Source organism: Nocardia sp. NPDC003693 (genome assembly GCF_053981095.1).
In genome coordinates this window covers 1-12,069 of the sequence record NZ_JBSFNO010000072.1, presented here as the reverse complement: position 1 = coordinate 12,069, position 12,069 = coordinate 1, and the positions used below count along the sequence as shown (strand labels likewise).

Annotated in this window: 11 protein-coding genes and 1 pseudogene; 8 read left to right on the top strand and 4 right to left on the bottom strand. The window is 67.6% G+C overall.

Going from position 1 to position 12,069, the window contains the following annotated elements:
* From ACWDOP_RS38570 to ACWDOP_RS38560, 3 genes are all read left to right on the top strand, one after another.
* Positions 1 to 294: hypothetical protein (locus ACWDOP_RS38570; protein ID WP_456349028.1), on the top strand; the 294-nt coding region annotated here is incomplete at its 5' end.
* 208 nt (positions 295 to 502) lie between these two features.
* On the top strand, positions 503 to 1,723 hold the full coding sequence (locus ACWDOP_RS38565; RefSeq protein WP_456349027.1) for a cytochrome P450: 1,221 nt from the start codon (positions 503 to 505) through the stop codon (positions 1,721 to 1,723).
* A gap of 12 nt (positions 1,724 to 1,735) precedes the next feature.
* The gene (locus ACWDOP_RS38560) at positions 1,736 to 2,113 is read left to right on the top strand and encodes a limonene-1,2-epoxide hydrolase family protein (protein ID WP_456349026.1); all 378 of its coding nucleotides are present in this window, start codon (positions 1,736 to 1,738) and stop codon (positions 2,111 to 2,113) included.
* Positions 2,114 to 2,283: 170 nt separating this feature from the next.
* Here the strand turns inward: ACWDOP_RS38560 and ACWDOP_RS38555 are convergent, their stop codons facing one another.
* Positions 2,284 to 2,748: a YiiD C-terminal domain-containing protein gene (locus ACWDOP_RS38555; protein ID WP_454205375.1), complete on the bottom strand. Its 465-nt coding sequence runs from the start codon at positions 2,746 to 2,748 to the stop codon at positions 2,284 to 2,286.
* A 283-nt stretch (positions 2,749 to 3,031) separates the two neighbouring features.
* On the opposite strand from ACWDOP_RS38555, the gene ACWDOP_RS38550 reads away from it, so the two are divergent.
* Together ACWDOP_RS38550 and ACWDOP_RS38545 are read left to right on the top strand one after the other, a co-directional pair.
* Positions 3,032 to 4,270, top strand: coding sequence for an MFS transporter (locus tag ACWDOP_RS38550; RefSeq protein ID WP_456349025.1), 1,239 nt, complete (start codon positions 3,032 to 3,034; stop codon positions 4,268 to 4,270).
* Between the two features lie 98 nt (positions 4,271 to 4,368).
* Complete coding sequence (locus ACWDOP_RS38545; RefSeq protein WP_456349024.1) at positions 4,369 to 5,280, top strand: sterol desaturase family protein; 912 nt, start codon at positions 4,369 to 4,371, stop codon at positions 5,278 to 5,280.
* Here ACWDOP_RS38545 and ACWDOP_RS38540 read toward each other — a convergent pair.
* Positions 5,181 to 5,900, bottom strand: coding sequence for a dienelactone hydrolase family protein (locus ACWDOP_RS38540; RefSeq protein WP_456349023.1), 720 nt, complete (start codon positions 5,898 to 5,900; stop codon positions 5,181 to 5,183). The genes ACWDOP_RS38545 and ACWDOP_RS38540 overlap by 100 nt on opposite strands.
* A gap of 200 nt (positions 5,901 to 6,100) precedes the next feature.
* Between ACWDOP_RS38540 and ACWDOP_RS38535 the strand changes: the two genes are divergently transcribed.
* Positions 6,101 to 7,093, top strand: coding sequence for an LLM class F420-dependent oxidoreductase (locus ACWDOP_RS38535; RefSeq protein ID WP_456349022.1), 993 nt, complete (start codon positions 6,101 to 6,103; stop codon positions 7,091 to 7,093).
* 134 nt (positions 7,094 to 7,227) lie between these two features.
* Positions 7,228 to 8,727, top strand: coding sequence for a DUF222 domain-containing protein (locus tag ACWDOP_RS38530; RefSeq protein WP_456349021.1), 1,500 nt, complete (start codon positions 7,228 to 7,230; stop codon positions 8,725 to 8,727).
* Between the two features lie 428 nt (positions 8,728 to 9,155).
* On the opposite strand, the gene ACWDOP_RS38525 is transcribed toward ACWDOP_RS38530, so the two are convergent.
* A complete protein-coding gene (locus ACWDOP_RS38525; RefSeq protein WP_456349020.1) occupies positions 9,156 to 10,469 on the bottom strand; it encodes a family 1 glycosylhydrolase in 1,314 nt (437 codons plus the stop codon).
* A gap of 110 nt (positions 10,470 to 10,579) precedes the next feature.
* Between ACWDOP_RS38525 and ACWDOP_RS38520 the strand changes: the two genes are divergently transcribed.
* Positions 10,580 to 11,149 (top strand): TetR/AcrR family transcriptional regulator, encoded by a 570-nt coding sequence (locus tag ACWDOP_RS38520; RefSeq protein ID WP_456349019.1) that lies wholly within the window; start codon positions 10,580 to 10,582, stop codon positions 11,147 to 11,149.
* A gap of 2 nt (positions 11,150 to 11,151) precedes the next feature.
* Here the strand turns inward: ACWDOP_RS38520 and ACWDOP_RS38515 are convergent.
* Positions 11,152 to 12,069: pseudogene (locus tag ACWDOP_RS38515) on the bottom strand (YfcC family protein); the annotation flags it as partial.

The following is a 12,069-nucleotide window of genomic DNA, read 5'->3' as shown; positions in this document are numbered from 1 at the left end:
GCGCTGCTGGCGGGCACGCGCATGCTGTATCCGGATCCGACGCTGTTCAACAGCAATCCGGTGCTGGCGCTCACGCCCGAGGCGCAGCAGTTGATCACCGCGCTGCAGGATCCGGAGATCCAGCGGATCGCGTGGCAGCGGTACGGGTTCCGCTCGGCCACCCAGCTCGGCGCGCCCAATGCCGCCGATTTCGCCCGCATTCCGCTGGCGGCGCAGCCGCGCGGGACGGCGCCACCCAAGGCCGATGTGACGCTGTTGCTGCTCGCGTGCGTGCGCGACAACAAGTGTGTCTGAGGCGGGGGGTGCGTCTCGCAGCGAGACAATTGTTGCGATTTGTCTCGACTCGGAAATGACGGTCGAACTGCGCTGATCCAGAGATGGTCCGCCGGGCTCACCGGGCCGCGTGGGTCTCGGAATCTCACGTGGAGACGCCGGTTGACACCCCGTCCACGCCGGGAAACCGTATGCCCACGACAGGTTCCCCGACCCGGAGTGGCAGGCCATGACGCTGATCTCATCGGACGCGATCGACATCTTCGATCCCGTCCACATCGAAGACCCGAACCCGCTGTACCGGCGGCTGCGCGAGCAGTCCCCGGTGTATCACCTGCCCGGCACCGATTTCTACCTGGTGACCTCGTGGGATCTGGTCACCGAGGCGGTGGGCCGGCCCGAGGTCTTCTCCTCGAACCTGACCGGGGTCCTGCTGCGGCAGCCGGACGGCCCGCCGGTCACCTTCGACATGGACGGCGGCGGGCAGGCCGTGCACGTGCTGGCCACCGCCGACGATCCGGCGCACCTGGCCCAGCGCAAGCTCGTACAGCCGCTGCTGGCCAAGCGGATTCGCGGGCTCGCGCCCACGGTGCACGCCCTGGTCGACACGCTGTGGGAGCGGGAGCTGCGGGGCGGGCGCATCGACTGGGCCACCGGCATGGCGGATCAGCTGCCGCTGGCGCTGGTGGCCGAGATCATCGGGCTGCCCGATTCCGATGTGCCGCGGCTGCTTCGGTGGGCCTACGACAGCACCGAGATGCTGGGCGGGGTGGTGGACGCCGACGGTTTCGGCCGCTCGGTGGGCGCGGCCGCCGAGCTGACCGGCTATCTGTATACGAAATTCAAAGCCGCCGAAGCCGATCCGGGCGACGATCTGCTCGGCGTGCTGGCACGCGCGTGCACAGCCGGTGAAGTCACCGACACCGTCGCGGTTCTGATGCTGACTCAGCTGGTGGGCGCGGGCGGCGAATCCACCGCCGGCCTGGTCGCCAATGCCGCCCGCATGCTCGCCGCCGATCCCGCGCTCCAGCAGGAACTTCGGCGCGAACCGGCCCTGCTGCCCGCCTTCCTGGACGAGGCGCTGCGCCTGGAATCCCCCTTCCGCAGCCATCATCGCCACGTCACCACCGACACGGAACTGGGCGGGGTACGTCTCCCCGCGGGCAGTCACATCCTGCTGCTGTGGGGCGCGGCCAACCGCGACCCCGCCCGCTTCGAGAACCCCGACGCCGTCGACCTCGACCGCCGCAGCGGCGCCAACAATCTCGCGTTCGGCCGCGGCGTCCACTTCTGCGTGGGCTCCGCCCTCGCCAAACTGGAGGCGACCGCCGCCCTGACGGCCCTGCTGACCCGCTCCACCCGCTTCACCCTCGCCGAAGACGCCCCACCCCAATGGTTCCCGAGCATCTTCGCCCGCCGCCACCTCTCCCTACCCCTCGAAATCTCCTGAAAGGCTCCCCGCATGACCGACCCCACCCCCGAGGCCCTCGTCACCGCCTTCTGCGCCGAGTGGCTGACCGGCACCCCCGAGTCGATAGCCGCCTACTTCACCGAAGACGCCGTCTACCACAACATCCCGATGGCTCCCCTGCGCGGCAAGCCCGCGATCCTCGACTTCCTGAAGGGCTTCATAGGCGCCTTCGGCGGCATAGAGTTCACGATCCACCACCAGTCCGCGACCGGCACCACGGTCCTGAACGAACGCACCGACCGCTTCGCCCTGGGCGACAAGCCGATAGAGCTCCCCGTAATGGGCGTCTTCGAGGTGTCCGGCAACAAGATCACCGCCTGGCGCGACTATTTCGACATGGCCCAGTTCACCCAACTGACCCAGCCCTGACGCGCTCCCGGGCGTCCGCATCCGCCGGGGTCAGCGAGACGCCCGCCCTCACCGCCGCCATACGGCGGTTCCGGATGCTCACCCGGCGCACACAGGGCCGAGGCCCCGGGTTCTCGAAGAACCCGGGGCCTCTGCCGGCGCGATGGGACCGCGGGCCCCGAACTCGTCGCCTACTTGTTGTGGGCGCGGAGCTGGTAGAGGCCCTCGGTCTCGGCCACCACCACGCCGTTGGCGTCGATCACCTTGGCGGTCAGGGTGAAGTCGGCCTTGCCCTTCAGGTCGGCCTCCTCGGCGATGCGGGCGATCTCCGCCTCCGAGAGGGTGGCCTCGGCGACCACGTCGGTCGCGGCGGGCTTGCGGAAGAAGATGTGCAGGTCTTTCACCAAGGGGTAGTACTTCGCGGTGTCGAAGCTGGCCAGGGCCAGGGCGCCGCCGAGGACCTCGGCGACGGTGAACAGGACACCGGCGTACATCACGCCGAAGTGGTTGCCGTTGCCCTCGGCGGGCACCTTGGTCGCGGCGTAGCCCGGACGCACCTCGGTGGCCGTGACCCCCATCTTGTGCGCGATGGGGATGGTGAACTCGAGCGCGCTGTTCACTACCTCGTGCAGCGGCGGGGTGGCGTCGTTCGCCATGCGGACCTCCGTGTCTGAACTTACTGGCAACATGCCAACAGCACAGATCATCGTGGGTGGGACTCCCCTCGCGCAAGTCCGGCCGGTCGGGTCCGGGTGGCGACGGTGAACCCGGCCACATCCCAGCAAATATTCGCGACCGCGCTCCTAGGATTGCGCGAGGCCCTGTCGCGCGCCCACACCCGGATCGCGGACCACATCGAGGCGGGCGAGCACACCGGTTCCGCCGCCGCCCCTGCCGCACACCCGACGCACCCGCCCGGCGTCGAACCGAGAGGACCCCATGCCGTCGCCGTCCGCCGCCCCGGCGCTGACCACCGCCGCGCCCGCGACCGGCGCCCGCACCGACCGGGCCTGGATCGGCGTGGCGGCGGCCATCTTCGCCATCGCCTGGGGCGGAAACGAATTCACGCCGCTGCTGGTCATGTACAAACGCGACGGGCTGCCGCTGGCCACGGTGGACCTGCTGCTGTTCGAATACGTGCTCGGCATCATTCCGGCGCTGCTCATCGGCGGCCCGCTCTCCGACCGATACGGCCGCCGGCCGCTGATGCGCCCCGCGCCCCTGGTCGCCGCCGCCGGATCACTGCTGCTCGCGTTCGGATCCGACTCGGTGCCAATGCTTTCCGCCGGGCGCGTACTGTCCGGCGTCGCGCTTGGACTGGCCATGGCGGTGGGCAGCAGCTGGCTCAAGGAACTCTCCCAGCCGCCCTATGCCGCGCACACCGCCGCCGGCACCGGCGCGCGCCGCTCGGCCATGAGCCTGACCGGCGGATTCGGCGTGGGCGCGGGCGTGGCCGGCGTGCTCGCGCAATGGGGTCCGCTCCCGAGCACGCTCCCCTACCTGCTCAATGTCGCACTCTGCGCGGGCGCGGCCGCCTGGGTGCTGCGCGCACCGGAAACCACCGTGCCGCAACCGAACCCGGCCCGGCTGCGCGACGATCTGAAGGTCCCCGCCGCCGCGAACCGCCGCTTCCGCCTGGTCGCCCTGCCGCTGTCGGTGTGGCTGTTCACCTCCGCCGCAACGGCTTACGCCATCATGCCCACCCTCATGATGCCCAAGGTGCACGGCGCGCCCATCGCCTTCTCGGCGCTCATCACCGTCATCACCCTCGGCTGCGGCTTCGCCATCCAGTCGGTGGCCCGCCGCCTGGACCGGCCCGGCACCCTGCGCCTGCCGGTGCTCGGGCTGAGCCTGACCATCGCCGGCATGCTGCTGGCCACCGTCGCCTCCGGCGCGCTGACCCTGTGGCTCACCGTCGCCACCGCCGTCGTCCTCGGCATGGGCTTCGGCATCGGCCTGGTCGCCGGTCTCCTGGAGATCGAGCGCATGGCCCGTCCCGACGACCTGGCGGGCCTGACCGCGGTCTACTACGCCGTCAGCTACCTCGGCTTCGGCGTTCCCGCGGTCATGGCGGTGCTGCACCAGCACGCCGGGTTCGGCTACCCCGCGATGTTCCTGGCGCTGGCGGCCGCCGCCGCGGGCTGCCTGACCCTGGTCGCCCGCTGCAGAAACGACTGAACCCCAGCTCAGGCGGATCACCCCTTCCGAATTCCGCGATCCGAGCCTTACAGTCGGTGCAGATGAAGTGACCGCGTGTTCATCGGCGCGGGAGTGGAGTGAGCACCGTGGACCTGTGGGAACAGATCAATCAGCCCGTCACCTACGCGATCCCGTTCTTCGTGCTCGCCCTCGTGGTGGAGGCGCTCTCGCTGCGCGAGCACGGCGACGACCGCACCGGCTACGACCGCACCGACGCGCGCAACAGCCTGCTCATGGGCGCGATCTCGGTCTTCGTCAGCGGCGCGGCCAAGTTCGTGGCGCTCATCGGCTACGCGGTGCTCTACGTGCACGCGCCCTGGCAACTGGACCCGCGCAATCCGCTGAGCTGGGTCGCGGTCATGCTCGGCGTGGATCTGCTCTGGTACGTGTACCACCGCACCTCGCACCGCGTCCGGCTGATCTGGGCCGCGCACCAGGTGCACCACAACAGCCGCTACTTCAACTACGCGACCGCGCTGCGGCAGAAGTGGAACCCCTGGTTCGAGCTGCTGGTGTGGATTCCGCTGCCGCTGCTGGGCGTCGCGCCGTGGATGGTGTTCACCGCCTGGTCGTTCAATCTCATCTACCAGTTCTGGGTGCACACCGAGACCATCGGCAAGCTGCCGCGCTGGTTCGAGTTCGTCTTCAACACGCCCTCGCATCACCGCGTGCACCACGCCAGTGACGCCGAGTACCTGGACCGCAACTACGGCGGCATCCTGATCCTCTGGGACCGGATGTTCGGTACCTTCCGCGCCGAGACGTTCCGGCCCACCTACGGGTTGACGAAGAACATCGACAGCGACAATCTGCTGACGCTGCAGTACTACGAGTTCGGCGCGCTGTGGCGGGATCTGCGCTCCGCCACCCGCATGCGGGACCGGCTCGGCTACACGTTCGGCCCGCCCGGCTGGAAGCCCGGCGACAGGTGGGTGTCGAAGAAGGCGAAGATCCGGCGCCAGGCGTCGGATGTGGCGGCGTCGTCGTAGCCGAGCCCGGCCACCCGCAGCAGCCCCTGCGCAGGCAGGTCGTTCGCGAACGAGTGACCGACGCCCGCATAGGTTTTCACGTCGTGGTCGATGCCGTACTCGGTGAGAACCCGCTCGAGCTTGTCGCCCCGGCCACGATTGGCCGGGTCGTTCGCGCCGTAGCTGGCCACGATCGGGCAGGCCCCGCGCAGCATCTCCTCGTAGTTGCCGCGACCCGAGGGATAGAACGGCGCGGCCGCGTCGAAACCCTGCGGGGCGAGCAGCAGCGCGAACGCCCCGCCCAGGCAGAAGCCCACGATCGCGACCTTGCCGGTGCAGCGCTCGTCGGCGGTCAGCAGGGCGCGGGCGGCCTGGATGTCGCGGATGGCCCGGCCTTCCTTGCCGGTGAGCATGTCCCGGAACACGCTGGGCACACACCGGGCCCGGCCCCGGGAGAACAGATCCGGCGCGACGGCCAGATAGCCGTTGTCCGCGAGCAGCCGGGTCTTGCGGCGGATGTCGCCGCTGAGTCCGGCGATGTCGTGCAGCACCACCGCCCCCGGCCAGGGGCCGTCGCCCGAAGGCGTCTCGAACACCGCCGACACGGGTCCGTCCGGTGCGGGCATCTGAATGGAGCTCATCGCCGAGTCCCTCCCCACTGGTCGAAACGATCACCTGCGGCGCATCCTATCCCGTCTGGGACAACCAGTTCGGGCATCGGACGGATCGAATTAGACGCGCACGGCGCGCAATGGTTGCCCGGCACGTGCCGGGCGAGAACAGTGGTCGGTGGCCCGCGCCCTCGTGCGGGCGCAACCGATCGGCAGACGGAGGAGAACTCGTGCGCTTCGGCCTATTCATCCCGCAGGGTTGGCGGCTCGATCTGGTCGGCATCGAGCCGGCGGCGCAGTGGGATGTGATGCGCGGGCTCGCGCAGCGCGCCGACGCCAATCCGGATTGGGAATCGCTGTGGGTGTACGACCACTTCCACACGGTCCCGGTACCGACCGAGGAGGCCACCCACGAGGCGTGGACCCTCATGTCGGCGTTCGCCGCCACCACCGAGCGGATCCGGCTCGGCCAGATGTGCACCGCCATCAGCTACCGCAATCCCGCCTACCTGGCGAAGGTCGCGGCGACCGTGGACCTCATCTCCGGCGGACGCGTGGAGATGGGCATCGGCGGCGGCTGGTACGAGCACGAATGGCGGGCCTACGGCTACGGATTCCCTTCCGCTGGTGAGCGTCTCGGCAGGCTCGACGAAGGCGTGCAGATCTTCAAGCAAGCCTGGACGACGGGCAGCGCGACACTGGACGGCAAGCATTACCAGGTGGACGGTGCGATCGTGCGCCCACTGCCGTTGCAGGAGGGCGGGATTCCGCTGTGGATCGCCGGTGGCGGTGAGAAGGTGACGCTGAAGATCGCGGCCAAGTATGCCCAATACACGAACTTCGCGGGCAACCTGGACGAGTTCGCGCACAAGTCCGAGCTGCTGCGCAACCATTGCGCGGATGTGGGCACGGATTTCGACGCCATCACCCGCAGCTCGAATTTCAACGCCGCCATCGGGCGCACCGAGGCGGAAGTGGAAGAGCGGCTGGCCGCACTCGAAGCGCGCCTGACGCCGTTCACGGGCGCGGAGGCCGCGAAGTCTCAGATCGACAATATCTTCCGGGGATCGGCTGCGGTGGGTACGCCGGAGCAGGTGATCGAAAACCTCACGAAGGTCAAGGATCTGGGGCTTTCGTACACGATTCTGAACTTCCCGGAATCCGCTTATGACACCAGTGGAATCGAGCTGTTCGAGAAGGAAGTTATTCCGGCTCTGCGGTGATTCGGCGGGCGGTTCGCGGCTGGGCCGGCGGTTCGAGTTCTTCGAGGGATTCGGGCATCGGTCCAGTGTGAATATTGTTGTATCACAATTGAATTCGACTATTTGCGCTTGCTATCAAGGCATAGAATAGGGGTATGAATTCGGGACGGGAAACCACAATCGCGCAGGGTGTACAAGCACTCGCCGCCGCGGTGGATATCCTGCTCGAAGCGCCGATGTTCCCGTTGGCCGGTAACGGCGTCATTGAAGCGATGCAGGACATCGAGACGAGCTTGCGCAAGTTCGAGGCGGTCAAGCAACGGTTCGCACTCGAGTGCGCAGCACAGGGATTGCCCGCTCGGGCCGGTGTGAAGAGCTTGATCCTGTTCCTGCAACAGACACTGCGGCTCTCGTACGCCGATGCCGCTGCCCGGGTTCGGAACGCCGACCTTTTGTCGGAGGTGTCCGAGGGTCCGATGACTCGCCCGCCGGTGTTGCCGCATGTGGCCGAAGCCCAGCGGGCCGGGGAGATCTCCGCCGATCATGTGAAGGCCATCAACGATGCGCTCAAGCAGATCCCCGACGCCGCCGGTCCCGAAGTGAAAGATCGTTGCGAGCAGCACCTCACCGCGTATGCCCGCCAAGGTGACCCGAAGGGTGTAACCACGCTCGGTGTCCGGATCCTGGCCGACGTCGATCCCGATGGGCGGTTGATCGAGGACCGGGACCGGCAGCGAGTCCGGAGCATCAAAATCGGGCATCAGCGGATCGACGGCATGTACCCGATCTCGGGTTTCCTCACCCCGCAGTTGGGTGCGGTCATGATCCCGATGTTCGAGAAATTCGGGCGACCGGGCATGTGCAACCCGGATGATCCCGAAAGCCCCTGGACCACCGCCGAACTCGGTCTCGATACCGAACTCGACGACGGCGGCGACACCGGTGACGTCGATGTAGACGACCCGTCGTTGACCCCGGCCGAACGTGCTCGTGCCGTCGTTCGCGCGAAGCTGCGCGCGGCAGCCAAACGCGATCACCGCACCGCCGAGCAGCGCAACCATGACGCCTTGATGGTGTTCTTCCGCCCGGACATGGGTCCCACGAAGCTGGGATCGCATCGCGGGCTGCCGGTCTCGACGATCATCACCATGAGCATCGAGGATCTGGAGAAGCGTGCGGGCGTGGCGACCACCGCGACCGGCGGGACGATGTCGATCACCCAAGCCCTCCAGGTCGCCAAGAATTCGACCCCCTATCTGGTGGTGCTCGACCGCAACGGCCGCCCACTGCACCTGTCCCGAGGCCAGCGCCTCGCGAACCCGGCCCAGCGGTTGGCGCTCACCGCCACCGAACGGGGCTGCACCCGCCCCGGATGCGACGCGCCAGCGAGCCGCTCGGCCGTCCACCACATCCGAGAATGGGCCGATGGCGGCGAAACGGACATCGAGAACCTGACTTTCGCGTGCGATGCCTGCCACGCCCAGGTCAATACCGGCCCGAACGGCTGGGGAACGGTTGTGATGGGCGAGGATTCGGAGAATCCGGGCAAGACCGGGTGGATACCACCACCACACATCGATCCATCACGGAGACCGCGCGTGAACTTCCGCCACCATCCCCAGATACCGGGTATCCCCGCGCGATGGCGCTGTTAACCGCTCGGCCCCTGGTCCCGAGCCTCACTGCCGCTTTCGACTCTGCCTCTTCGGCTTTCGTGCGCCCTGCCACGGCCCGGCCCTCCCACGAGAACCGCCGGTGCGACCACATGGCAAAGGTGTTCACGCCCGTGGCCGACTCGTCATCAGCACAATGAGGTTATGGCCAGGGCGGTGATTGCCGCGCCCGGTCCAGGGTCGCGAACTCGGCCACGCATCCAAGGGCTTCGATCCCGCCGATCAGCCCGGAAGGGTTGGAACCGCCGCCGAGGCACCCAGCCCGCCCCGGCTGGTACTCCGTTATCCAGGCGTCCTTACCCAACCAGGCACCCAACCGCCACCGAGTCTCCCGACGTGCCCCCGCCGGTACTCCGTTCCTTGCTTCCCCGCAGCAGCACCCAACCCCGCCGTGCCGAACCCGCGCACCGTCAGCGCGGCGCCCCCGCCGGATCCAGGCAGCTGGCGAGGCCATCCACCAGCGAGCAGGTCGCTGGAGCCCGGGTGGGGACGTAGTCGGCGGGAACACCGGAGTTCGCCGTGATCTCGGTGTAGGCGGGGACCGCGTCGGTGGGGCGGCGGGTCAGGGTGGGATCGGTCAGGACATCTACCGTGTAGAGGCCGAAACGGGGGGTGTAGGAACCCCATTCGTAGTTGTCGGTCAGGCTCCAGTAGTTGTAGCCCATCACGTTCATGCCGTCGGACTTCGCGCGCTGCACCCAGTAGATCGTGTCGCGCAGGTTGTCGGCGCGGGTATAGCCGTCGGCGCGGGGCAGGCCGTTCTCGGTGGGCATGCCGTTCTCCACGATGTACAGCGGCTTGCCGGGGAATTTGCGCGAATAGTGCTGCAGCGCATAGTAGATGCCCTCGGGCTGCAGGGGATTCTTCCAGAGCTGCGTGAAATTGGTGAACATGCCGGCCGAACTCGGAGACAGGCCGTAGTAGTAGTCGATGCCGACGTAGTCGAGTTTGGCCGCGATCTTGTCGATGAAGGTCCCGTTCACCGCATCCTCGGCCGCAGGGATGTAGGCCACATTGCTGGTCACCAGCGCACCCGGTTGCACCGCGTGAATGTAGTCGTATATCGCGTTGTGCGACTGTGCGATTCGGTCCTGCATCGCGGGCACCGAGGTGGCGGGCAGGCCGCCGTGCCTGGTCTCGTTGAGCAGATACATGGCCGGCTCGTTGAAGCTGACCCACAGTGGATCGAAGCCCGCGTAGCGGTCGACCACCCGGCGCGCGTTGGCCAGCCAGTCATCCACCATTCCCGGGTTGTTCCACCCGCCGCGCTCGGCCTCCCAGCCGGGGTACACCCAATGATCCAGCGTGAGCATGGGTCGCATTCCGGCCGCCGTGATCGCCCCGATCACACTGTCGTAGAACCGAAGTCCGGCTTCGTCCCACACCCCCGGCTGCGGCTGCACCCGCGCCCATTCGATTCCGATGCGGTAAACCGAGACCCCCAACTGCTTCGCCAGCTGAATATCGGAGGCATAGCGGTGATAGAAGTCGATCGAATCCCGGTACGGATCCTCGGTCTTGCCCGCGGCGATATAGCGCGTCCAGTTGCTGTCCGGCGCACTGCCCTCGGATTGGAAGCCCGAGGCCGCCACACCCCAGAGGAAGTCATCGCTCATGGGCGCGAGCTGCCCGGGCGGCGGCGGTGCGGCGCCGGCCGGTACCGCGCCGAAGGCGAGCGCTGCGGCCAGAACGGCCGGGACGAGGGTGTGGAGCCGGAGTCGCATCGGATGTCTCTCCTTCGCTGTGAACGACCCGATCGCGGGGTCGCATGAAAACCGTACAACGCACGGTTTTGGTTGCACAAGCCTGGCAGGCGGGGTTCTACACTCTCCTGGTGGCAAAACGCGGGCCCTACGGCAAAGGCATCGAGCGCCGGGAACAGATCCTGGCCGCGGCCCTGCGCACCATTGCCGAACGAGGCTTTCTCGCCACCTCCGTGGCCGAATTGGCCGAGGCCGCGGGGCTGAGCCAGAGCGGACTCCTGCACTACTTCGGATCCAAGGAGGATCTGTTCGTCGCGGTCCTGCGCAAACGCGATGAAGCCGATCTCGAGACCCTGGACGCGCTCACGCCCGAGGACCTGATCCAGGTGATCCACCGCAACACCCGGGTGCCGGGACTCATCGAACTCTTCACCCACATGCAGGCCGCGGCCGCCGATCCCCGGCATCCGGCCCACGATTACATGCGGTTCCGATACGACCGCGGCACCGCGGCCTTCACCGCGACCCTGCGCCGGCAGCAGGAGGCGGGCCTGCTCCCGGCGCATCTGGATCCCGCGGCGGTGGCCGCCATCTTCTTCGCCCTCGCCGACGGCCTGCAGTCCCGCTGGCTCATCGATCGTGATTTCGACATGGCGGCGCATCTGGAATCGGCTTGGCGCAGCATGATTCGCGAGCCCTGAGTTCAGCCGATCCAGGCCGCGACGGCCAGGAAGATACAGATCAGCACGAAGAGAATGCCCATGAGCGGCGCGATGAATTTCACGTAGCGGTCGTAGCGCACCTTGGCCAGTGCGATGCCGCCGGTCACCACCGCCGTTGTCGGGGTCACCAGATTCGCCCAGCCCGATGCCGATTGCCAGGCCGTGACCACCAGTGAGCGCGGCACATTCGCGAAATCCGCCAGCGGCGCCATGATCGGCATGGCCAGTGTCGCGTGGCCCGAGGTGGATGGAATCAGAAAGGCCAGCGGCACATTCACCAGGAAGACCGCCACCGCGAAAACCGCCGAGGACGTGCCGGTGACCAAGCCCTCCAGCGCGTGCAGCACGGTGCTGGTGATCTCGGTGTTGTTCATGATGACCGTGACGCCGCGGGCCAGCACGATGACGATGCCCGCGCCGACGAAGTCGCCGAAGCCCTTGCCGACGGCTTCGGACATCTTGCCCTCGCCCAGTCCGCCGACCAGGCCGATCACCACCGCGCCCACCAGGAACAGCGCGGTCAGCTCCGGGAAGTACCAATCCAGTTCCCAGGGAAACGATGTCGCGCCGTCGCCCTTGATGACGGTGGCCCAGGGAATGATCGAGAAGATCATGAAGGCGAAGGTCAGACCCACCAGCCACAGCACCAGCACCTGCCGCCCGGTCATCGGATCCGGTTCGTGCTCTTCGGCTTTCATATCGCGATCGCCGGGCTGCCAGCCGGACCAGGATTTGCCGGGATCGTTCTTGACCCGGCGGGCGTACCAGAGCACATAGGCGATCGTCACGATCGTGAGCACCACCAGCATGGCCAGCCGCAGCACGATGCCGTCCCCGATGGGCACATCGGCCGCCGAGGACGCGGTGCCGGTGGCGAAGGGGTTCACCGTCGAACACAG

Coding starts and splice junctions, on each gene's coding strand:
- ACWDOP_RS38565 (WP_456349027.1), top strand. CDS start 503: ATGACGCTGATCTCATCGGACGCGATCGACATCTTCGATCCCGTCCAC.
- ACWDOP_RS38560 (WP_456349026.1), top strand. CDS start 1,736: ATGACCGACCCCACCCCCGAGGCCCTCGTCACCGCCTTCTGCGCCGAG.
- ACWDOP_RS38555 (WP_454205375.1), bottom strand. CDS start 2,748: ATGGCGAACGACGCCACCCCGCCGCTGCACGAGGTAGTGAACAGCGCG.
- ACWDOP_RS38550 (WP_456349025.1), top strand. CDS start 3,032: ATGCCGTCGCCGTCCGCCGCCCCGGCGCTGACCACCGCCGCGCCCGCG.
- ACWDOP_RS38540 (WP_456349023.1), bottom strand. CDS start 5,900: ATGAGCTCCATTCAGATGCCCGCACCGGACGGACCCGTGTCGGCGGTG.
- ACWDOP_RS38530 (WP_456349021.1), top strand. CDS start 7,228: ATGAATTCGGGACGGGAAACCACAATCGCGCAGGGTGTACAAGCACTC.
- ACWDOP_RS38525 (WP_456349020.1), bottom strand. CDS start 10,469: ATGCGACTCCGGCTCCACACCCTCGTCCCGGCCGTTCTGGCCGCAGCG.